Below are 20,354 nucleotides of genomic sequence, written 5' to 3'. Positions count from 1 at the left end.
CGCCCGCCGTCCTGGCCCTCACCGAGGGTGCCAACGACGGGTGGGTCGCCACCACCGCCGACGGAACTCGGCTGCAGCCGGTCACGGTCGACGGCTGGCGCCAGGGCTTCCGGCTGCCCACGACCCGCGCGACCGATGTGCGGATCGATTTCGCGCCCACGGCGACTCATCGGCGCGGGCTCGCCGCCGGTGCGCTCGCGGTCGTCGTCCTGCTCGTCGGGTTCGTGCTGACCCGCAGGTCGACCCAGGCCCAGGCGTCGGATCCCGACCCGACCGACGAGCGTCCGTTGCCTGCCTGGGTGGGCACGGCCGCAGCGGTCGTGGCCGCTGGGCTCGTCGCAGGACCGGCAGGTGTGGTGGTCGGGATCGCCGCAGCTGTGGTTCCGCGCCGGTGGATCGCCCGGACAGCCCTGGCCGCGATGGCCCTCGCCGGTGTCGCGCTGGCGACCCTCGGCGTGGTCGAGCAGCAGTCGAGCGGGGCCGTCGCGGGTCAGCTGCTCGGCACGCTCACGCTCGCGCTGCTGGCGCGGATGCTGTGGCCCGGTGCGCCCACCGGAGCACCGGCTGCTCGACCAGCTGAGCAGACACCGACGCCAGCGCGGTCGTCAGACCCAGCACAGGGAGCAGAACCCACCAGAACCCGCCGCTGAACAGCTCGCGGCCCGTGGTGAGGAAGAGCACCTGCAGCACCAGGACGTGCCACAGGAAGACGCCGTACGACACATCACCGAGCCAGTGCGTCGCGGGGTGTCGTCCGATGCTGTCAGCGAGGCTGCCGGCCTCGGCGGGCGCGAGCGCGGCCGACAGGAGCAGAGCGGCCAGCAGCGCGTACAGCAGCTCCTTGGCGACGCCTTCGCCGACGGTCGGCGCTGACAGGTCGCGGGGCCCGGCGACCGCGGAGGCCGCGACGACGTACACGACCACGGCGCCGAGCAGGCAGGTGCTGGGGGAGCGGAGCAGGTCGAGCCACGCTGCGACGCGGCCGCCCGCCTGCCAGGGCAGCGCCCCCGCGCTCCGCGCGACGGACATGATCGCGAGCGCGGCGCCCACTGCGAACCAGGCCGCGTGCCCGATCACGCTCGTCGCGAGGGCCCCCGCGCCGGTCGTCGACCCGTGCTGTGTCCACGACATGGACACCCCTTGGGCGGCGAGGCCGACCACGGCCGCGACGCCGCAGAGCAGCAGCGCCGGTCGTACGCCGACCGCACCACCCCCGCGCCGCAGCACCCGGGCGAGCGCCGCCCCGACGAACGGCACGAGCACGTAGAAGACCAGCTCGGTCGTGAGGCTCCAGGTCTGGGTGAACGACTGGTAGGTGTCGCCGCTGAAGCCCTGCAGCACCAGCACGTGACCGAGCACCTTGGCGGCGGACCCGAGTCCGCCCGTCGACGCCGCGAGCGCTGCGACGGCGAGGACGGCGAGGAGCGCGAGCCAGTACGCCGGAAGGATCCGCGCCATCCGTCGTACGGCGTAACGGCGGGTGCCCGGCCGGGGTGCGTCGAGGAGTCCGTGACGCACCCACGGCATCAGCAAGAGGTAGGAGGACAACGCGAAGAACACGGCCACACCGCTGTCACCACGCGCGAGCAGGCCACCCACGACGTCGAGACCTGACGCGCCCGTCCAGAAAGCCACATGTGAGACGAGCACGAGCAGCGCCGCGACGGCGCGCAGACCGTCGAGCAGGCGGACGCGTTTCATCTGTGCTCCATTTCACACTTACTATCTAGTAGGTTTCACCGCTGTCATCGATCTGGAGGCTAGTGCGCGCATGGCCAAGCAAGTGCTCAAGGACGCCGAGCGCCCTGCTTCGGCACCCGCTGACGCGGCGTTGCTCGACTACCGCCGACCGGTGCTGCGGGCGCGCGCGCCGCTGCGGATCTCGTTCGCCGGCGGAGGCACCGACGTCGCGCCGTTCCCGCAGCGCGAGGGCGGGGCAGTGCTGTCGGCGACGATCTCCAGCTACTGCTACTCCACGCTGCGGCCGCGCACCGACGGCCGCATCACGGTCCAGTCCCTCGACTTCGGCACCTCGATCGGGTTCGGCGTCGACGACGACGTCGAGTACGACGGACAGCTCGACCTTCCCAAGGCGGCGATCGCCCGCATCCGCGAGATCGACGGTGCACTGCCGGTCACGGGCTTCGACCTGTTCCTGCACACCAACGCACCGCCCGGGTCCGGACTCGGCTCGTCCAGTGCGGTGATGGTCTCGGTCATCGGGCTCGTCGCCCAGCACTGCGGTCTCGACCTCGGTCCGTACGACGTCGCCGAGCTCGCCTACCGTCTCGAGCGCGAGGACCTCGGCATCCCCGGCGGCTCCCAGGACCAGTACGCCGCGGCGTTCGGCGGGTTCAACTACATCGAGTTCCTCAAGGACCAGGTCGTCGTCAACCCGTTGCGCGTCCGTGACGCGACGGTGCACGAGCTCGAGCACAACATGCTGCTGGCGTTCACGGGTCGTACCCGCGTGAGCGACCACATCATCGAGGACCAGGTCAGCCGCTACGAGACCGGCAACGCCGACGCGCTCGAAGGTCTGCGCGCGCAGAAGGAGCTCGCCGAGCAGATGAAGGTCGCGCTCGTGCGCGGCGAGGTCGACTCGCTCGGCCGTCTCCTGGGTCAGGCCTGGGCGCAGAAGCGCAAGATGTCCTCGCGCATCACCACCCCGCTCATCGACGACGCCATCTCCAGGGCGCTCAACCTGGGCGCGCTCGGAGGCAAGGTGACCGGTGCCGGCGGCGGCGGTCACCTGATCTTCGTCTGCGAGTTCGAGCGGCGCCACGTCGTCGCCGAGGAGCTCATCCGGATGGGACTGGCCGTCTCGGAGTTCACGTTCAGCAAGGAAGGTGTCGTGACATGGAGAGCACAGGGATGAGCACCGGTCACCCGCTGCACACGGTCGGCGTCGACGACCTCACCGCGGCGGTCTCGCAGCAGCATCGGCAGGGCCTGGCGTCCTGGGCGGCCCTGTCACAGGCGCTGGTCGACCCGACGCTGACCGACGAGGTCGACCGCGCAGGTTCATCGCTCGTGCAGGCGCTGGTGGCTGGCGGCACGCTGCTCGTCGCCGGCAACGGTGGCAGCGCCGCGATCGCGAGCCACGTCGCCGCGGAGTTCATCGGCAAGTGCATCCATGACCGCGACCCGCTGCCGGCGGTGTCGCTGGCCGAGTCCCTGTCGTCGATCACGGCGGTCGGCAACGACTACGGGTACGAGCACGTCTTCACGCGCGGGCTGGCCGCGCTCGGGCGCCCGGGTGACGTGCTGCTCGCCATGAGCACCAGTGGCACGAGCCCCAACGTGGTCGCAGCGCTGCAGCAGGCGCGCCGCCGGGACATCCTCACGATCGCGATGACCGGTGCCAAGGGGGAGGGCCTGCGCGGGGCGGCCGACCACGTCCTCGTCGTCCCCAGCGATGAGACGCCACGGATCCAGGAGGTCCACATGCTGTGGGCCCACACGTGGTGCGAGGCGGTCGACGTGCTGTGCCAGTGATCACCACAGCGAGCCGCGACGCCCTGCTCGGGCGCGACAGCTCACCCGTCGCGCCGGCACGTGAGGGCGCGCCGTACGACATCGTCTTCGTCGACCGTGACGGCACCCTCAACCGCCACCGACCCGGATATGTCACCCGGGGTGACGATCTCGACGTCCTGCCGGGTGTCCCCGCGGCAGTGCGGCTTCTCAACGACGCGGGGTGCCGGGTCGTCCTGGTCACCAACCAGCGTGGGCTCGCCACGGGCGCCCTCACCGAGGCGCAGCTGGTCGAGGTCCACCAGCGGCTCGTCGACGACCTCGCCACCGCCGGCGCCCACCTCGACGCGATTCAGGTGTGCCCTCACCAGGTGGGGGAGTGCGGCTGTCGCAAGCCCCTGCCCGGTCTGTTCGAGCAGGCTCTGCGCCGAGCGCCGTGGGCGCGCGTCGGACGCTGCGTCATGGTCGGCGACCAGGACACCGATCTGGTCCCGGCACAGGGTCTCGGCATGCGTACAGCACGGGTCGACGAGGCGTCCGCGACGTTCGAGGAGGTCGTGCGAGCCCTGCTCATGCCCACCATCTGACACAGTTGTGACACGAATCTCAGGTCTTGAGGTTGAAGTCTGCCGCAGCTCGTGTACCGGATGCTACGGTCCGGTAAGTTTTCGGTCACCTTGGAGGTCCCCCCGTGCGGAAAGCCGCAACAGTCATCGGTCTTGGAGCGTTCTTCCTGACCATGGCGCTCCTGCTCAAGTTCTACGCGTACGACAAGCTCGCCGTGGTCCCGCTGGACCAGAACACCCGCCAGACGGTCGTCGACAACAACGCGACGTTCTTCGACGCCGACACGGTCAAGGCAGCCTCGGGCAAGCTCACCACGATCGCCACCGTCATCGGCGACAAGGGTGCGAGTGAGGCACTGCAGGACTCCACAGGCAAGGACGTCGCGGTCTTCAACAAGGGTCAGACGACCGACAACAACGACGAGGCGCCGCCCATGGACGCGCTTCAGCAGACCTTCGCGATCGACCGCTACACCGGCAAGGCGATCGCCTACCCGGGTGCCAAGCAGAACGGCAAGGCGATCGACTACAAGGGCTCCCAGATCATCAAGTTCCCGTTCCAGACCCAGAAGGAGACCTACCAGTACTGGGACGGTACGGCGAGCAAGCCGATGGACATGAAGTACGTCGGCACCGAGGACATCCGCGGCCTGAAGACGTACAAGTTCCAGGGCAGCCTCCCCCTGGAGAAGTTCCGTGAGCAGGAGGTCCCGCGCGGCCTGTTCGGTCTGCCGGACACCCACGGTGTGGTGGCCGACCGCCTCTACCAGAACACGCGCACCCTGTGGATCGAGCCCGAGACGGGCGTCATCGTCAAGCTGCAGGAGCAGCAGCACCAGGAGCTGCGCAACCCGGAGGCCGGCGCCAAGCCCGCCAACGCGGTCACCACCAACAGCATCTTCACCGACGCGACCATCAAGCAGAACGTCGACGACTACAAGACCAAGGCGATGCTCCTGAAGATCCTGCGGATCTGGGCGCCCCTCGGTCTGGGCATCCTCGGTGTGCTGCTGATCCTGGGCGGCATCGCGATGTCGCTGGTCGGCCGTCGCAACCCCGACTACGACGAGGACGAGCAGTACGCCGGCCTCGACGAGACCTTCGAGACCCGTCGCGGCCGCGCGACGGGCGGGCAGACCATCTGACATGCGGGTCGTCGTCACCGGAGGCGCCGGCTTCCTCGGATCGCACCTGTGCGAAAAGCTCGTCGCGCGCGGTGAGGACGTTGTCGCCGTCGACAACTTCTGCACCGGATCGCGCGCCAACGTCGCGCACCTGCGTCATGAGGAAGGGTTCGAGCTCCTCGAGCTCGATGTGTCCGAGCCGTTCACCATCGACGGCCCGGTCGATGCCGTGCTCCACTTCGCGAGTCCGGCCTCACCGGTCGACTACCTGCGGATGCCGATCGAGACCCTCAAGGTGGGCTCGCTCGGCACCCTGCACGCACTCGACCTGGCCGAGGCCAAGGGCGCACGTCTGGTGCTGGCCTCGACCTCCGAGGTCTACGGCGACCCCGAGGTGCATCCTCAGCCCGAGTCGTACTGGGGCAACGTCAATCCCGTCGGACCGCGCGGTGTCTACGACGAGGCCAAGCGATTCGCCGAGGCCACCACGCTCGCGTACCGCCAGTCGCGCGGTGTCAACACCGGGATCGTGCGCATCTTCAACACGTTCGGGCCGCGGATGCGCCCCAACGACGGTCGCGCCATTCCCAACTTCGTCCGTCAGGCGCTGGCCGGCGACCCGGTCACCGTCAGCGGCGACGGCAGTCAGACCCGTTCGATCTGCTACGTCGACGACCTGGTCGAGGCGATCCTGCGGATGATGGACGCCGACCATGCCGGTCCGATCAACATCGGCAACCCGCACGAGATCTCGATGAAGGATCTCGCGGAGTGGATCGTGCGGCTCACCACCTCGAGCTCGCCGATCACGTTCATCGAGCGTCCTGTGGACGACCCGACGGTGCGTCGACCCGACACCACGCTCGCGACGTCGCTGCTCGGATGGGCGCCCAAGGTGCCCATCGAGGACGCGCTGAAGTGGACCATCGGATGGTTCCGCGACGTGCCGCACGGCACCGAGCCGTTGTCGGCCGCCGCCACCGAGGAGATCCTCGGCGCCGCCGAGAAGCACTGACTCACCCTTCTTGCCGCGGGTCGGAGGTTGGTCCGACCCGCGGCCCATCTCTGCCCACATCACCCTGGAGGTACGGTGCGCAAGGCATCCGTCGTGATCGGTCTCGGTGCGTTCTTCCTCACCATGGCCGTTCTGCTGAAGTTCTACGCCTACGACAAGCTGGCCGTGGTCCCGCTGGACCAGAACACCCGACAGACGGTGGTCGACGAGCACGCGACGTTCTTCGACGCCGACAAGGTCGCGCCCGGTTCGGGCAGGCTCACCACGATCGCGACCGTCATCGGTGACCCGGCCGCGAGCAAGGCGGCGTCCGACAAGACCGGCAAGAACCTCGTCGTCCTCAACATGGGCCAGGTCTCCGACAACAACAACGAGGCGCCCCCGATGGATGCCTCGACCAACCGCATGGTCGTCGACCGCTCCACCGGCCGTGCCGTCAACTGCTGTGGAGCGACGTCCAACGGCAAGCCCGCGCAGTTCACCGGTCAGACGATCAAGTTCCCCTTCCGCACCGAGCAGAAGACGTACCAGTACTGGGACGGAACGGCGCGCACGACGATGGCCACGAAGTACGTCGGCACCGAGAAGATCAAGGGCCTGACGACGTACAAGTTCGTCGGGTCGCTACCCCTGACGAAGTTCCGTGAGCAGGAGGTCCCGCGCGGTCTCTTCGGTCTGCCCGACACCGGAGGTGTGGTGGCCGATCGGCTGTACCAGAACACCCGGACCCTGTGGGTCGAGCCCGAGACCGGCGTGATGATGAAGCTCCAGGAGAAGCAGCACCAGGAGCTCCACCACGACGAGCCGGGTGCCAAGCCGGTCAACGCCCTGACGACCACCAGCACCTTCACCGACGAGACGATCAGCAAGAACGTCGACGACTACAAGACCAAGGCGTTGCTGCTGAAGATCCTGCGACTGTGGGCACCGCTCGCGCTCAGCATCCTCGGCATCGCACTGCTGATCGGGGGCGCGGCGGTCGCCGTCGGAGGCCGACGTCGCGACCGCGACAGCGATGTGGTCGGGCTCGACGACGCTCAGCCGCGCCGCGGCGAGGTGTCCGAGCTCGTCTGACGCCGCGCCGTGGCGCGTCGGACTCAGGGCCGGCGCGCCACGAAGATCGCGGTGCCCGGGATGAGGGCGCCCCGCAACGGGCTCCAGCCACCCCAGGTCTCCTGGTTCGTGGCCGGCCACTCGGGCTCGACGAGGTCCTCCAGGACGAGACCGGCTGCAGCGATCTCGCGGACGCGGTCGCCCAGCGTGCGATGGTGCTCGGCGTAGGTCGCGTGCCCCCGGTCGTCCTGCTCGACGTACGGCGTCCGGTCGAAGTACGACTGGTGCACGGTCAGGCCTTCGCGGCCCGGCGCATCGGGGAACGCCCACCGCACCGGGTGTGTGGTCGAGAAGACCAGCCGTCCGCGCGGTCGCAGGACCCTGGCGGCCTCGGCCATGAGCCGTGCTGAGTCGGCGACGAACGGCACCGCGCCGTACGCCGTGACGACGAGGTCGAACGACCGCTCGGCGAACGGCAGGTCGACGGCGTCGCACTGGGCGAGCGGAACGGCGTGTGCGGATGTCGCGTTGAGGCCCGCGGCCTGGTCGAGCATGCCGCGCGAGAGGTCGGTCGCGACGACCTGGGCGCCTTCGGAGCGCAGGTAACGTCCGCCTTGAGCGCCGCCGCAGCCGATCTCCAGGACGCGGAGACCCGCGACATCGCCGAGCAGGCTCAGGTCACGTTCGTGCACGCCTTCGGGGCCCCAGACCAGGTCGTCGTCGCCGAGGAAGTCGCCGTGCTCGGCGTAGTAGGCGACGGCCTCCTCGTCCCACCAGCGGCGGTTGGCCGCCCGGGTCGGGGCGGCCGCGAGCGGTCGCCGCGTCACGCCGTACATCTCCGGCGTGAGGTCGGAGGCAGTCACGGTCGTCCGCTTTGACCCAGTTGTGGACAGGTCGGTAGGCTATGAGGGCGCGGCCGTGTGTGCCGCGTGCTGTACTTGTGCAACCTGTCCACCTCGGGTTGGTTGTCCGAACAGGCCGCCGGCGGCCTGAGCCCGGATGGCGACCCGCCCATTACTGTCCACCGAAAGTTACCCACTACATGACTGCCACCACCACCTCGCAGATCGCTGTCAACGACATCGGATCTGAGGAGGAGCTGCTCGCCGCGATCGACGCGACGATCAAGCACTTCAATGACGGAGACATCGTCGAGGGTGTCATCGTCAAGGTCGACCGGGACGAGGTCCTGCTCGACATCGGTTACAAGACCGAGGGTGTCATCCCCTCCCGTGAGCTCTCCATCAAGCACGATGTCGACCCGGGCGAGGTCGTGACCGTGGGCGATGAGGTCGAGGCCCTGGTTCTCCAGAAGGAGGACAAGGAAGGCCGCCTGATCCTGTCCAAGAAGCGCGCACAGTACGAGCGCGCCTGGGGCACGATCGAGAAGATCAAGGAGGAGGACGGCGTCGTCACCGGCACCGTCATCGAGGTCGTCAAGGGTGGACTCATCCTGGACATCGGCCTGCGCGGCTTCCTGCCCGCGTCCCTGGTGGAGATGCGTCGCGTCCGCGACCTCCAGCCGTACGTCGGCAAGGAGATCGAGGCCAAGATCATCGAGCTCGACAAGAACCGCAACAACGTGGTCCTGTCCCGTCGTGCGTGGCTGGAGCAGACGCAGTCCGAGGTGCGTACGACCTTCCTCAAGGAGCTGCAGAAGGGTCAGGTCCGCAGCGGCGTCGTCAGCAGCATCGTCAACTTCGGTGCGTTCGTCGACCTCGGTGGCGTGGACGGTCTGGTCCACGTGTCGGAGCTGTCCTGGAAGCACATCGACCACCCGAGCGAGGTTGTCGAGGTCGGCCAGGAGGTCACCGTCGAGGTGCTCGACGTCGACATGGACCGCGAGCGTGTCTCCCTGTCGCTGAAGGCGACGCAGGAAGACCCGTGGCAGCACTTCGCCCGCACCCACGCGATCGGTCAGGTCGTGCCGGGCAAGGTCACCAAGCTGGTTCCGTTCGGTGCGTTCGTGCGCGTCGACGACGGCATCGAGGGTCTGGTCCACATCTCCGAGCTGGCCGAGCGCCACGTGGAGCTGCCGGAGCAGGTCGTCACGGTCGGCCAGGAGCTGTTCGTCAAGGTCATCGACATCGACCTCGAGCGTCGCCGCATCTCGCTGAGCCTCAAGCAGGCCAACGACGCTGCCGCCGGTGCTGCCGAGTTCGACCCGACGCTCTACGGCATGGCCGCCGAGTACGACGAGCAGGGCAACTACAAGTACCCCGAGGGCTTCGACCCCGAGACCAACGAGTGGCTCGAGGGCTTCGAGGCTCAGCGCGAGAAGTGGGAGAAGCAGTACGCCGACGCCCACGCTCGCTACGAGGCGCACCAGGCCCAGATCGAGCAGGCGAAGAAGGACGACGCCGAGGCCGTGGCCTCGGGCGACGCCACGCCGACCTCGTACTCCTCGGGCTCGAGCGACAGCAGCAACTCGAGCAGCAGCAGCTCCTCCTCGAGCAGCAGCTCCTCGGCCCCGGCCGAGGGCACGCTCGCCTCGGACGAGGCGCTGGCGGCTCTGCGCGAGAAGCTCACGGGCAACTGACGCTGACGCGCTGATCAGCACGGCACGAAGGCCCCGGACCGCTCGGTCCGGGGCCTTCGTCGTACCTCGATCGGGTGCTCAGCCGCGACCCAGCAGCGTGCCGCCGTTCACCTGGACGATCTGACCCGTGGTCCAGCCGGCGTCGGGCGAGGCGAGGTAGGCGACCGCTTCCGCGACCTCGTCGGGTGTCCCCGGGCGGCCCATCGGGATCGGACGCACGCGGCTGTCGGTGATCGTGGGATCGGCCGCGATGCGCGACTCCCAGAACTCCGTGTCGGGGACGAACCCCGGGGCGACCGTGTTGACGGTGATGCCGTCGGGGGCCACCTGCGTCGCCAGCGACAACGCCCAGGCGTTGAGAGCGGCCTTGGCCGCGCCGTACGCTCCCGATCCGCGCAGCGCGGCGATCGAGCTCATGGCGACGATGCGACCGCCGGGGCGGGGCATATGGCCGAGCAGGGCCTGGGTGATCAGGACGGCGGTCAGGACGTTGCCGTCGAAGTCGCGCCGCCATGCATCGGCGGTCTCCGCCAGCGTCGACGAGCCGAGTCCGTAGTTGCCCCCGGCGTTGGCCACGAGGACGTCGATCGGCGGGCCTCCCCGGAGCTCGTCGGCAAGGGCTTGGACCGCGACCGGGTCGGTCAGGTCGCAGGAGTGGTGCGTGACCTCCGCGAGCTCGTCGACCGAGCGCAGCTCGGCGGCCGTGGCCTCGAGGCGGTCGGTGCGGCGGCCGACCAGGACCAGGCTGGGTTCTTCGACGAGGAGGCGGTGGGCGATGGCTTTGCCGATGCCGGTGCCTCCACCGGTGATGACGATGCGTCGGGTCATGGGCCCACGCTAGGCGTACGACGTGCGAAGGAGGCAGGTGCGATCGGCGCGGAGCGAGCTCGACGAGCGCGGCTTGCGCGGTGAGAACGAGTAGCTCACCGAGATGGCGCCGTCGATGACCAGCACCAGGGTCCAGATCTGAGTCGTCTGCGTGAGCGCGGACGTACGTCCTGCGTCGCCGATGACCAGGACGGCCGCACCCATCAGGGCACAGCCGACGGCCCATGCGCACAGGTGGCGCAGCCAGTCCTGCAGCTGGGCGACGGCGTGAGCGCGTCCGTACCGCGGTGTGGGAGGTGGCGGTGCGGCGCCACCGAAACGATGAGCGAACCGTCCGTCCGCCCAGCGGATGAGCCGGTGCCCGAAGCCCACGGAGACGCCGAGGTAGATCGCGGCAAGGGCGTGTGCCGGGGTGGCGGTGCCGCCGTGCCGTAGGTCGACGACTGCGGCACCCAGCAGGACCAGGTCGACCAGGGGAGCGCTCACCAGCAGCGCCGTGCTGAGGCGGCGGCGGTGAGCGAGATAGCGCGCCGCGAGGCCCAGCAGGATGAGCACCCAGAACAGGACCTCGCAGACCGCGATGAGTGCGACCAGCATGATGTCTCCCCGAAAAAATACAACTGTGTGAAATAAGATAGCACGGCCGTGTGATAAAAAGACGAGGTGCCCAAGATCGTCGACCACGAAGCCCGTCGCGCGCAGATCGTGGAGGCCGTGTGGGACGTGGTCGGCCGTGAGGGGGTCAGCGCCTTGTCCGTGCGTTCCGTGGCGGCGGCAGGTGGGTGGTCGACGGGGAGTCTGCGGCACTACTTCGCGAGTCAGTCCGATCTGACCGTGTTCGCGATGCGCGCCGTGATGGACCGGATCCGTGACCGGGGGCAGGCCATGAGCCCCGTCGCCGACATCGACGGCATCCTCGAGCTGTTGGCGGTGGCGCTGCCCGTCGATGACGACAGCCGCGCCGAGACCGAGGTGTGGCTGGCGCTGAGCGTCGCCGCCCGCACCGACCGACGCCTCGCTGCCCTTGCGCGGCAGGGGTTCGACGAGCTGCGCGCGATGGTGCGCTCGTGTGTGGAAGGCATCGGGGCGATCGCAGACGTCGAGCTCGACATCGAGTCCGAGACCGATCGGTTGGTCGCCCTCGTCGACGGCCTGGCCATGCAGGCGTCGCTGTACCCCGACGCACTGCCGGCGGACCGCCAGCGTGCCGCGCTGCGCGCCCACGTCGACGGACTGATCCGGCGCTCCTCATCCGTGTGACCATGGGGCCATGGCCCGAACCATCGCGACCACCACAGCCGTTGAGCGGGACGCACTGCTCGACTTCGTCCGCTCCCGTCACCGCATGGTGCTCATCACGACGCGTGCCGACGGGGCGCCCCAGTCCTCCCCGGTGACCGGCGGGGTCGATGAGCAGGGACGCATCGTGATCTCGAGCTATCCCGAGCGCGCGAAGGTCACCAATGCGCGTCGTCGCCCTCAGGTCAGCGTGCTGGTGCTGTCGGACGACTTCAACGGGCCGTGGGTCCAGGTCGACGGTGACTGCGAGGTGATCGACGTGCCGGACTCCGTCGAGCCGCTGGTGGAGTACTTCAGGTCCATCTCGGGCGAGCACCCCGACTGGGACGAGTACCGCCAGGCGATGCTCGACCAGGGCAAGTCCCTCCTGCGCGTGGTGCCGACTCGTTGGTCTCCGGTCGCGACCGGTGGCTTCCCGGCTCGCCTTGCCGACTGACCGCGCGACAGAAGGGTTCTGAGCATGCTGCGGGTGGGTCTGTCAGGTGGCATCGGATCCGGCAAGTCGACCGTGTCGCGTCGCCTCGTCGAGCGCGGAGCGGTTGTGGTCGACTCCGACGTGATCGCGCGCGAGGTGGTCGCGGTCGGTACGCCGGGTCTCGCCCAGGTCGTCGAACGCTTCGGTGAGTCGGTGCTCGCCGAGGACGGCAGCCTCGACCGACCGGCTCTTGCCGCGACAGTCTTCGGCGATGATGACGCCCGGGCGGCGCTCAACGGCATCGTTCACCCGTTGGTGTTCGTCGAGACCGTCCGGCAGATCGAGGCGGCGCCTGCCGATGCGGTCGTGGTCCACGACATCCCGCTCCTGGTCGAGCTCGGTCGTGAGGTGGATTACCACCTGGTCGTCATCGTCGACACGCCGGCCGACGAGCGGTTGCGCCGGCTCGTCGCTGACCGAGGCATGACCGCCGCCGAGGCACAGGCGCGGATCGATGCTCAGGCCACTGACGAGCAGCGCCACGCTGCTGCCGACGTGATGCTGCCCAACACCGGCTCCGTCGACGACCTGCTGGGTGCAGTGGATCTGTTGTGGGACAACAGGATTCAGCCGTACGCCATCAACCTGCGGGAGGGGCGCCGGACACGGCGTCCGGCTGCGGTCGCGCTCGTGGCGTACGACGACCGGTGGCCGACGACGGCCGCCCGGCTGGCCGGGCGCATCACGACTCAGCTGCGCAACAACGGGCTCGCGGAAGCGTTGGTCGCCGTGGACCATGTCGGTTCGACCAGTGTGCCGGGGCTGCGCGCCAAGCCGGTCATCGACCTGCAGGTGCGGGTCGACGATCTTGCGGTCGTTGGCGCGATGCCGTTCGAGAAAGCGCTGCTGGCAGCGGGATTCGTCGGACGACGAGGTCCCGAGATCGACACGGTCCATGCCTTCGCTCCCGACGAGGCCGACTGGGCGAAGGTCTTCTACGGCGGCGCCGACCCGGATCGCGTCGTGAATCTCCATGTGAGAGAGGCGGATTCGGCCGGCGCCACGTCCGCTCTGCTCTTCCGTGACTGGCTGCGCGCCCACCCGGACGAGCGCGACGCCTACGCCGCGCTGAAGGTCGAGGTCGCCGCAGGGCACCCCGGAGCGACTCCGGAGTCCGGTGAGGACTACACCGTGGCCAAGGAGCCCTGGATCGCGTCCGCCTTGCTGCGAGCGCGGTCGTGGGCCACGGCCACCTCCTGGGAGCCCGATCGACCGAGCCGCTAGAAGGTAAGGCATACCTTCCCTTAGGGTGTTCGCATGAGCGTTGCGACCCGGGCTGCAGTGCGCCCCTTCGAGATGTTCCGTGCTCAGGTGCGAGCGGTGACCCGGGTGAGTCCTCATCTCGTGCGCCTGACGTTCGGCGGTGAGGCGCTGCATGAGCTCGCCGACATCGGCTTCGACCAGCGCATCAAGCTCATCCTCCCGACTCGTGGTGCTGGTCTGGACGACATGCCGATGGGCGAGGACTGGTTCCTGCAGTGGCGCGTGCTGCCCACCGACGCCCGTCCGGTCATCCGCACCTACACCGTGCGCGCGGTGCGCGCTGAGGCCGGCGAGGTCGACATCGACATGGTTGACCACGGTGACGCCGGACCGGCGTCGGCGTTCGCGGGCAGTGCCCGACCCGGCGACGAGGTGATCCTGTACGGCCCGCACGCGGCCTACGACGGCGTACCGGGTGGGATGGAGTTCCGCGTCGACCTGGCGGGCGAGACCGATCAGCTGATCGTCGGCGACGAGTCGGCCGGCCCGGCGATCGCCGCGATCCTCGAACGGCTCCCGGCTCACGCACGTGGGCTCGCCTGCCTCGAGGTGGGTTCGTCGGATGACGTCCTCGACCTGCGAGCGCCCGCCGGCGTCGAGGTCCGGTGGTGTGTCCGCGACGGTGCCCGCGGGGAGTGCCAGCGCGAGCACGTACGCCAGTGGCTCGATGCCCATCCGATCGTGGGCTCCGCGTGGGACGGGTCGACCACGGTGCTCGCTGACGGCGAGGACTCCGCGTACTGGGAGGTCACGACGGAGCGGACGGACCAGGTGCCGCCCCTGTCCGCCTGGATCGCGGGCGAGTCCTCGTCGGTGAAGGCCATGCGCCGGATGCTGGTGGGGGAGTACGACATCCCGAAGTCCGCGGTCGCGTTCATGGGCTACTGGCGCGAGGGGCACCGCGAGTGCTGACCGCTCGACGGTCGGCGTACCCGCGGGCGTAGCGTCAGCATCATGCGAGGCGAGTACAAGGTCCCCGGCGGCAAGCTCGTGGCGGTCGACGTCGACGTCGCCGACGGGCGTCTGACGCGGGCGGCGGTGTCGGGTGACTTCTTCCTGGAGCCCGACGAGGCCCTCGAGGACATCAACGCCGCCCTGGCCGGGATGCCGGAGAGCTCCTCGGTCGACCAGCTCGCGTCCGCCATCACCGGCGCGCTCGACGACGCGGTCTCGTTGATCGGGTTCTCCGCGGACGCGGTCGGTGTGGCCGTACGCCGCGCGCTCGGGCGGGCGACCGGCTGGGACGACCACCGCTTCGACGTCATCCCTGCTCAGGTGATGGCACCAGTCATGCACGTGGCGCTCGATGAGGTCATCGCCCGCGAGGTGGCCAGTGGTGAGCGTCCGCCGACCCTGCGCTTCTGGGACTGGGACTCGCCGCTGGTGGTGATCGGCTCGTTCCAGTCGTACAAGAACGAGATCGACCCCGAGGGCGCCGTCCGTCACGACATCGGTGTCGTCCGGCGGATCTCGGGCGGCGGGGCGATGTTCATGGAGCCCGGCAACTGCATCACGTACTCGCTCGTCGTGCCGAGCTCGATGGTCGAAGGGCTCTCGTTCGAGCGCTCGTACTCCTTCCTCGACGAGTGGGTCATCGCTGCGTTGGCCGAGGTCGGGGTCAGCGCGCACTTCGTCCCGCTCAACGACATCGCCTCCGATCAGGGCAAGATCGGCGGCGCGGCGCAGAAGCGGTTCGCCTCGGGCGCCGTGCTGCACCACGTGACGATGGCGTACGACATCGACGCCGACAAGATGCTCGAGGTGCTGCGCATCGGGCGCGAGAAGATGTCGGACAAGGGGACGAGGTCTGCCAACAAGCGCGTCGACCCGATGCGGTCGCAGACCGGTCTGTCGCGCGACGCGATCATCTCCTCGTTCCTGGACACCTTCCGCAGCCGGTACGCCACCGAGGAGGCGGGCTACACCGAGGCCGAGCTCGCACAGGCCCACGAGCTGGTGGACCAGAAGTTCGGGACGCAGGAGTGGACCCACCGCGTCCCGTGACGGCACGGGCGGGCCTTGTCGGTGGCAGCGTCTACCGTGGACCGCATGCGCCCCACGACCGACCTGCAGCGCCGCGTCGCCCCGTTCGAGGTCGTCTCCGAGTTCAGCCCGAGCGGTGACCAGCCCAAAGCCATCGCCGACCTCACTCAGCGTGTGCGCAAGGGCGAGCAGGACGTCGTCCTCCTGGGCGCCACCGGCACCGGCAAGTCGGCCACGACCGCCTGGATGATCGAGCAGCTCCAGCGCCCGACGCTGGTGATGGCGCCCAACAAGACGTTGGCCGCCCAGCTCGCCAACGAGTTCCGCGAGCTGCTGCCGCACAACGCGGTCGAGTACTTCGTCTCCTACTACGACTACTACCAGCCCGAGGCGTACGTCCCGCAGACGGACACCTACATCGAGAAGGACTCCTCGATCAACGACGAGGTCGAGCGGCTGCGGCACAGCGCGACCAACTCGCTGCTCACGCGCCGTGACGTGGTCGTGGTCGCCTCGGTGTCCTGCATCTACGGTCTCGGCACCCCGCAGGAGTACGTCGACCGGATGGCTCGGCTGCGGGTCGGTCAACAGGTCGACCGTGACGACCTGCTGCGGCGGTTCGTCCAGATGCAGTACACCCGCAACGATCTGGCGTTCACGCGCGGCACCTTCCGCGTGCGAGGCGACACGGTCGAGATCATCCCGGTCTACGAGGAGCTGGCCGTACGCATCGAGTTCTTCGGCGACGAGATCGAGCGCATCTACACCCTGCATCCCCTCAGCGGCGAGGTCGTCAACGAGGAGCAGGAGATGTACGTCTTCCCGGCCTCGCACTACGTCGCCGGCCCCGAGCGCATGGAGCGGGCGATCGCCGGGATCGAGTCCGAGCTGGAGCAGCAGCTGGCGACGTTCGAGCGGCAGGGCAAGATGCTGGAGGCGCAGCGGTTGCGCATGCGCACCACCTACGACATCGAGATGATGCGTCAGGTCGGCTCGTGCTCGGGCATCGAGAACTACAGCCGGCACATCGACGGCCGTGGTCCGGGCACGGCGCCCAACTGCCTGCTCGACTACTTCCCCGAGGACTTCCTGCTGGTCATCGACGAGTCGCACCAGACCGTGCCGCAGATCGGTGCGATGTACGAAGGTGACATGTCGCGCAAGCGCACGCTGGTCGATCACGGCTTCCGACTCCCGTCGGCGATGGACAACCGCCCGCTGAAGTGGGAGGAGTTCCTCGAGCGCATCGGCCAGACCGTCTACCTGTCGGCGACACCCGGCGACTACGAGATGGCCAAGAGTGACGGCTACGTCGAGCAGGTCATCCGCCCGACGGGTCTGATCGACCCCGAGGTCGTCCTCAAGCCGACCAAGGGACAGATCGACGACCTGCTGCACGAGATCCGCGAGCGGGCCGAGCGCGACGAGCGGGTGCTGGTCACGACCTTGACCAAGAAGATGGCCGAGGACCTCACCGACTACCTGCTCGAGAAGGACGTGCGGGTCCGCTACCTGCACTCGGAGGTCGACACCCTGCGCCGGGTCGAGCTGCTGCGCGAGCTGCGACTCGGGCAGTTCGACGTCCTCGTCGGCATCAACCTGCTGCGTGAGGGTCTCGACCTGCCCGAGGTCTCGTTGGTCTCGATCCTGGACGCCGACAAGGAGGGCTTCCTGCGATCAGCTCGCTCGCTGATCCAGACGATCGGTCGCGCGGCGCGCAACGTGTCGGGTCAGGTGCACATGTACGCCGACTCGGTCACCCCCTCGATGCAGGAAGCGCTCGACGAGACGCACCGACGGCGCGACAAGCAGCTCGCGTACAACAAGGAGAACGGCATCGATCCGATGCCGTTGCGCAAGAAGATCGCTGACATCACCGACATGCTTCAGCGCGAGGACGCCGACACCGACTCGCTCATGGGGTCGGGCCGCAGCCAGTCCCGGGGCAAGGGCGGTCGCGGGCGTGGCGGGGCCGGCCAGGTCCAGGCCGATGCCGGAGTCGCGTCCGGTCGCCTGGACAACATGCCGGCGAGCGATCTGGCCAACCTCATCCAGGAGCTCACGACGCAGATGCACCAGGCTGCGTCCGACCTGCACTTCGAGCTGGCGGCCCGGTTGCGTGACGAGCTCGGCGATCTCAAGAAGGAGCTGCGGCAGATGCAGGACGCGACGCGCTGACGTCGCGGAACGGGCGACCTACTACGATCAGTAGTTGTGACTGACAACGCAGCCGCTCCGTCCCTGCCCCGCACGATCTTTCGCGTCGTCGCCTTCGCGGAGGCGTTGTCGTGGCTCGGGCTGCTGATCGGGATGTACTTCAAGTGGATCGCCGACGCCGGCGAAGGCGGGGTCAAGGTGTTCGGGCCGATCCACGGCACGATCTTCGTCGCCTACGTCCTCGTGTCCCTGTGGGTCTCCCGCGCGTACCGCTGGGACGCCAAGACCACGGTTCTGGCGCTGGCCAGCGCGATCCCGCCGTTCTGCACGGTGGTCTTCGAGCGCTGGGCCGAGCGCACCGGCCGGCTCGGGGCCGTTGCCCCGGCCGCGCAGGCACAGCCCGCCTCCTGACCGAGGCGCTCGCCACACCGGGTGTGCCCCGATTCGCCAGCGCGTCCGCCGATCTGGGAGGATGCGCGAGGAGGGGAGTATCCCCGAAGCGCAGCCTCGTCATCACGGCTCTTGAGCCCGGGGTTGCTCGCCCGGTGAGGCGGGCGAGACCTCCGGTCACTCCAACGCGCCGTGCCCGGAAGGTCTTTGTGTATGCATGTCGAACCCCTGGTCTGGATCGTCGTCGTCGGTGCCACCGCAGCTTTGCTGGTGCTCGACGTGTTCGTCATCGGACGTCGACCCCATGTCCCCTCCACCCGTGAGACCTCGCTCGCGCTCTCGTTCTTCGTCGGGCTCGCAGTCCTGTTCGGCCTGGGGGTCTGGTACTTCTCCGGAGGCCAGTACGCCGGGGAGTTCTTCGCCGGTTGGCTGACCGAGTACTCGCTGTCGGTCGACAACCTCTTCATCTTCCTGATCATCATGGCGCGGTTCAACGTGCCGGCGAAGTTCCAGCAGGAAGCCCTGATGATCGGCATCATGATCGCGCTCGTGCTGCGCGGCATCTTCATCGCCGTCGGTGCGGTGGCGATCAATCAGTTCGCGTGGGTCTTCTACGCCTTCGGCGCGTTCCTGATCTACACGGCCTACAACCTGGCCAAGGAGAGCGGCGACAGCGACGACGAGGAGTACGAGGAGAACCGCCTCCTGAAGTGGGTGGGGGCGCGGTTCCCGGTCACGCAGTCCTGGGATGCCGGCGCCAAGATGCGCACCGTCGAGGCCGGCAAGAAGGTGCTGACGCCGTTCGCCATCGTGATCCTTGCGCTCGGGACCACCGACCTGCTGTTCGCGCTCGACTCGATCCCGGCGATCTTCGGCCTGACGAAGGAGCCGTTCCTGGTCCTGATGGCCAACATCTTCGCTCTGATGGGTCTGCGCCAGCTCTACTTCCTCATCGGCGGACTCCTCAAGAAGCTCGTCTACCTCAGCGTCGGCCTGTCGATCCTGCTGGCCTTCATCGGCGTCAAGCTGATCATGCACGCCCTGCACGAGAACAACCTGCCGTTCATCAACGGCGGCGAGCCGATCCATGGCGTGCCCGACATCCCGATCTGGTTGTCGCTGGCCGTCATCATCGGTGTTCTCGCCGTCACTGCGGTGGCGAGCCTGGCCAAGTCGCGGTACGACGAGCGCAAGTCGGTCATGTCCTGACCTGCGCACGTACGACCGCCGGCCGCCCGCTGCACGGGGTGGCCGGCGGTCGGCGTCTGCTCACCCTTCCGGTGGGGTCGAGGTGCGCCGGCCGCTCAGGACCACACCGCTCGCGATGACCACCAGCGCCATCCCGACGAGCCGTACAGGTGTCAGGGTCTGACCCAGGACCACGAGCCCCGCGACAGCCGCGGCGGCGGGCTCGAGGCTGAGCAGGATCCCGAACACGTTGGCGCGCAACGTGCGTAGCGCGATGAGCTCCAGCGAGTAGGGGACGACCGATGAGAGCAGGGCGATCCCTGCGCCCTTGAGCAGGACCTCACCGTCGAGCAGACCCGCTCCTGCGCTCACCAGACCCCACGGCGCGATCACGGCGGCGGCGAGCAGCATCGCGACCGCAATGCCGTCGAGGCCGTCGAAGCGAGCTCCCGTCCGCGCGCTGGTGACGATGTAACCGGCCCAGCAGACGCCGGCCAGCAGGGCCAGGGCGAGGCCGACGAGGTCGAGGTCCGACCAGCTGGTGTCGAGAGCACCCGAGACCAGCACGACACCGGCCGCCGCGACGCCGACAGCGGCCAGATCAGGTCTCCGTCGGGAGGAAGCGGCGGCCAGCAGCAGCGGTCCGACGAACTCGATCGTCACGGTCACGCCGATCGGCAGACGTTGCAGCGCCGCGTAGAACGCGAAATTCATCAGGCCCAGCGATGCGGCGTACGACGCGACGGTCACCCAGTCGAGCCGCGTGCGACCGCGCAACCGTGGCCGCGCGTAGGCGAGCAGCAGGAGCGCGGCGATGCTCAGGCGGAGGGCGACCGATCCGGCGACGCCGACGGCGGGTAGCAGTGTCGCGGCGAGCGCGCCGCCGAGCTGGACCGACGCGATCGCGAGCAGGACCAGCGCGGGCGCCGGGACAGCGGGACGCGTTCGTGTCACGTCGGCAAGCCTGCCCGGCCGAGCAGCGGCGGGTGCAGGCGGG

General features: G+C 68.8%; 20 protein-coding genes. 15 read left to right on the top strand and 5 right to left on the bottom strand.

What is annotated here, in order from left to right; translation table 11 throughout:
• Positions 1 to 507: 507 nt before the first annotated feature.
• A complete protein-coding gene (locus tag VV01_RS24335; RefSeq protein WP_071606331.1) occupies positions 508 to 1,701 on the bottom strand; it encodes an acyltransferase family protein in 1,194 nt (397 codons plus the stop codon).
• Positions 1,702 to 1,771: 70 nt separating this feature from the next.
• Between VV01_RS24335 and VV01_RS09010 the strand changes: the two genes are divergently transcribed.
• From VV01_RS09010 to VV01_RS08985, 6 genes are all read left to right on the top strand, one after another.
• The gene (locus VV01_RS09010; protein ID WP_082220901.1) at positions 1,772 to 2,878 is read left to right on the top strand and encodes a GHMP family kinase ATP-binding protein; all 1,107 of its coding nucleotides are present in this window, start codon (positions 1,772 to 1,774) and stop codon (positions 2,876 to 2,878) included.
• A complete protein-coding gene (locus VV01_RS09005) occupies positions 2,860 to 3,498 on the top strand; it encodes a D-sedoheptulose-7-phosphate isomerase (protein WP_082220900.1) in 639 nt (212 codons plus the stop codon). The genes VV01_RS09010 and VV01_RS09005 overlap by 19 nt, the downstream gene beginning before the upstream one ends.
• Positions 3,495 to 4,064 carry a D-glycero-alpha-D-manno-heptose-1,7-bisphosphate 7-phosphatase gene (locus tag VV01_RS09000; RefSeq protein ID WP_050669588.1) on the top strand — a complete coding sequence of 190 codons (570 nt, stop codon included), beginning with the start codon at positions 3,495 to 3,497 and terminating at the stop codon, positions 4,062 to 4,064. Before VV01_RS09005 ends, VV01_RS09000 begins: the two co-directional genes overlap by 4 nt.
• A gap of 104 nt (positions 4,065 to 4,168) precedes the next feature.
• Complete coding sequence (locus VV01_RS08995; protein WP_071606330.1) at positions 4,169 to 5,188, top strand: DUF3068 domain-containing protein; 1,020 nt, start codon at positions 4,169 to 4,171, stop codon at positions 5,186 to 5,188.
• A 1-nt stretch (position 5,189) separates the two neighbouring features.
• Positions 5,190 to 6,182 carry a UDP-glucuronic acid decarboxylase family protein gene (locus VV01_RS08990; RefSeq protein ID WP_050669587.1) on the top strand — a complete coding sequence of 331 codons (993 nt, stop codon included), beginning with the start codon at positions 5,190 to 5,192 and terminating at the stop codon, positions 6,180 to 6,182.
• A 75-nt stretch (positions 6,183 to 6,257) separates the two neighbouring features.
• On the top strand, positions 6,258 to 7,256 hold the full coding sequence (locus VV01_RS08985) for a DUF3068 domain-containing protein (protein WP_050669586.1): 999 nt from the start codon (positions 6,258 to 6,260) through the stop codon (positions 7,254 to 7,256).
• A gap of 23 nt (positions 7,257 to 7,279) precedes the next feature.
• Here VV01_RS08985 and VV01_RS08980 read toward each other — a convergent pair whose 3' ends face one another.
• Positions 7,280 to 8,071 (bottom strand): class I SAM-dependent methyltransferase, encoded by a 792-nt coding sequence (locus tag VV01_RS08980; RefSeq protein ID WP_050671825.1) that lies wholly within the window; start codon positions 8,069 to 8,071, stop codon positions 7,280 to 7,282.
• A gap of 206 nt (positions 8,072 to 8,277) precedes the next feature.
• Between VV01_RS08980 and rpsA the strand changes: the two genes are divergently transcribed.
• The gene (gene rpsA, locus VV01_RS08975) at positions 8,278 to 9,774 is read left to right on the top strand and encodes a 30S ribosomal protein S1 (protein ID WP_050669585.1); all 1,497 of its coding nucleotides are present in this window, start codon (positions 8,278 to 8,280) and stop codon (positions 9,772 to 9,774) included.
• 78 nt (positions 9,775 to 9,852) lie between these two features.
• Here the strand turns inward: rpsA and VV01_RS08970 are convergent, their stop codons facing one another.
• Positions 9,853 to 10,602 carry an SDR family NAD(P)-dependent oxidoreductase gene (locus VV01_RS08970; RefSeq protein WP_050669584.1) on the bottom strand — a complete coding sequence of 250 codons (750 nt, stop codon included), beginning with the start codon at positions 10,600 to 10,602 and terminating at the stop codon, positions 9,853 to 9,855.
• Between the two features lie 9 nt (positions 10,603 to 10,611).
• A complete protein-coding gene (locus tag VV01_RS08965; protein WP_050669583.1) occupies positions 10,612 to 11,199 on the bottom strand; it encodes a hypothetical protein in 588 nt (195 codons plus the stop codon).
• Positions 11,200 to 11,265: 66 nt separating this feature from the next.
• Here VV01_RS08965 and VV01_RS08960 point away from each other — a divergent pair, with 66 nt between their 5' ends.
• From VV01_RS08960 to VV01_RS08925, 8 genes are all read left to right on the top strand, one after another.
• Positions 11,266 to 11,862: a TetR/AcrR family transcriptional regulator gene (locus VV01_RS08960; protein ID WP_050669582.1), complete on the top strand. Its 597-nt coding sequence runs from the start codon at positions 11,266 to 11,268 to the stop codon at positions 11,860 to 11,862.
• A gap of 10 nt (positions 11,863 to 11,872) precedes the next feature.
• A complete protein-coding gene (locus tag VV01_RS08955) occupies positions 11,873 to 12,337 on the top strand; it encodes a PPOX class F420-dependent oxidoreductase (protein ID WP_050669581.1) in 465 nt (154 codons plus the stop codon).
• 24 nt (positions 12,338 to 12,361) lie between these two features.
• Positions 12,362 to 13,600, top strand: coding sequence for a dephospho-CoA kinase (gene coaE / locus VV01_RS08950; protein WP_050669580.1), 1,239 nt, complete (start codon positions 12,362 to 12,364; stop codon positions 13,598 to 13,600).
• Between the two features lie 33 nt (positions 13,601 to 13,633).
• Positions 13,634 to 14,551, top strand: coding sequence for a siderophore-interacting protein (locus tag VV01_RS08945; RefSeq protein WP_050669579.1), 918 nt, complete (start codon positions 13,634 to 13,636; stop codon positions 14,549 to 14,551).
• Between the two features lie 42 nt (positions 14,552 to 14,593).
• Positions 14,594 to 15,643 carry a lipoate--protein ligase family protein gene (locus VV01_RS08940; protein WP_050669578.1) on the top strand — a complete coding sequence of 350 codons (1,050 nt, stop codon included), beginning with the start codon at positions 14,594 to 14,596 and terminating at the stop codon, positions 15,641 to 15,643.
• A 45-nt stretch (positions 15,644 to 15,688) separates the two neighbouring features.
• Positions 15,689 to 17,800, top strand: a complete 2,112-nt coding sequence (gene uvrB, locus VV01_RS08935) for an excinuclease ABC subunit UvrB (protein ID WP_050669577.1) — start codon at positions 15,689 to 15,691, stop codon at positions 17,798 to 17,800.
• A gap of 36 nt (positions 17,801 to 17,836) precedes the next feature.
• Positions 17,837 to 18,190, top strand: coding sequence for a DUF3817 domain-containing protein (locus VV01_RS08930; RefSeq protein WP_197275013.1), 354 nt, complete (start codon positions 17,837 to 17,839; stop codon positions 18,188 to 18,190).
• 192 nt (positions 18,191 to 18,382) lie between these two features.
• Entirely contained in the window at positions 18,383 to 19,378 is a 996-nt protein-coding gene (locus VV01_RS08925) for a TerC family protein (protein ID WP_050669576.1), read from the top strand.
• A gap of 60 nt (positions 19,379 to 19,438) precedes the next feature.
• Here the strand turns inward: VV01_RS08925 and VV01_RS08920 are convergent, their stop codons facing one another.
• Positions 19,439 to 20,311, bottom strand: coding sequence for an EamA family transporter (locus VV01_RS08920; protein ID WP_050669575.1), 873 nt, complete (start codon positions 20,309 to 20,311; stop codon positions 19,439 to 19,441).
• Positions 20,312 to 20,354 lie beyond the last annotated feature (43 nt).

Origin of the sequence: Luteipulveratus halotolerans (genome assembly GCF_001247745.1) — a bacterium.
Classification (GTDB): domain Bacteria; phylum Actinomycetota; class Actinomycetes; order Actinomycetales; family Dermatophilaceae; genus Luteipulveratus; species Luteipulveratus halotolerans.
The sequence above is the reverse complement of the archived record's forward strand: the minus strand, read 5'-3'. Positions and strand labels throughout refer to the sequence as shown.

Excerpts from the sequence above, each read along its gene's own strand:
- VV01_RS24335 (WP_071606331.1), bottom strand. The coding sequence starts at position 1,701 with ATGAAACGCGTCCGCCTGCTCGACGGTCTGCGCGCCGTCGCGGCGCTG.
- VV01_RS09010 (WP_082220901.1), top strand. The coding sequence starts at position 1,772 with ATGGCCAAGCAAGTGCTCAAGGACGCCGAGCGCCCTGCTTCGGCACCC.
- VV01_RS09005 (WP_082220900.1), top strand. The coding sequence starts at position 2,860 with ATGGAGAGCACAGGGATGAGCACCGGTCACCCGCTGCACACGGTCGGC.
- VV01_RS08990 (WP_050669587.1), top strand. The coding sequence starts at position 5,190 with ATGCGGGTCGTCGTCACCGGAGGCGCCGGCTTCCTCGGATCGCACCTG.
- VV01_RS08980 (WP_050671825.1), bottom strand. The coding sequence starts at position 8,071 with ATGTACGGCGTGACGCGGCGACCGCTCGCGGCCGCCCCGACCCGGGCG.
- rpsA (WP_050669585.1), top strand. The coding sequence starts at position 8,278 with ATGACTGCCACCACCACCTCGCAGATCGCTGTCAACGACATCGGATCT.
- VV01_RS08970 (WP_050669584.1), bottom strand. The coding sequence starts at position 10,602 with ATGACCCGACGCATCGTCATCACCGGTGGAGGCACCGGCATCGGCAAA.
- VV01_RS08965 (WP_050669583.1), bottom strand. The coding sequence starts at position 11,199 with ATGCTGGTCGCACTCATCGCGGTCTGCGAGGTCCTGTTCTGGGTGCTC.
- VV01_RS08955 (WP_050669581.1), top strand. The coding sequence starts at position 11,873 with ATGGCCCGAACCATCGCGACCACCACAGCCGTTGAGCGGGACGCACTG.
- coaE (WP_050669580.1), top strand. The coding sequence starts at position 12,362 with ATGCTGCGGGTGGGTCTGTCAGGTGGCATCGGATCCGGCAAGTCGACC.
- VV01_RS08945 (WP_050669579.1), top strand. The coding sequence starts at position 13,634 with ATGAGCGTTGCGACCCGGGCTGCAGTGCGCCCCTTCGAGATGTTCCGT.
- VV01_RS08940 (WP_050669578.1), top strand. The coding sequence starts at position 14,594 with ATGCGAGGCGAGTACAAGGTCCCCGGCGGCAAGCTCGTGGCGGTCGAC.
- uvrB (WP_050669577.1), top strand. The coding sequence starts at position 15,689 with ATGCGCCCCACGACCGACCTGCAGCGCCGCGTCGCCCCGTTCGAGGTC.
- VV01_RS08925 (WP_050669576.1), top strand. The coding sequence starts at position 18,383 with ATGCATGTCGAACCCCTGGTCTGGATCGTCGTCGTCGGTGCCACCGCA.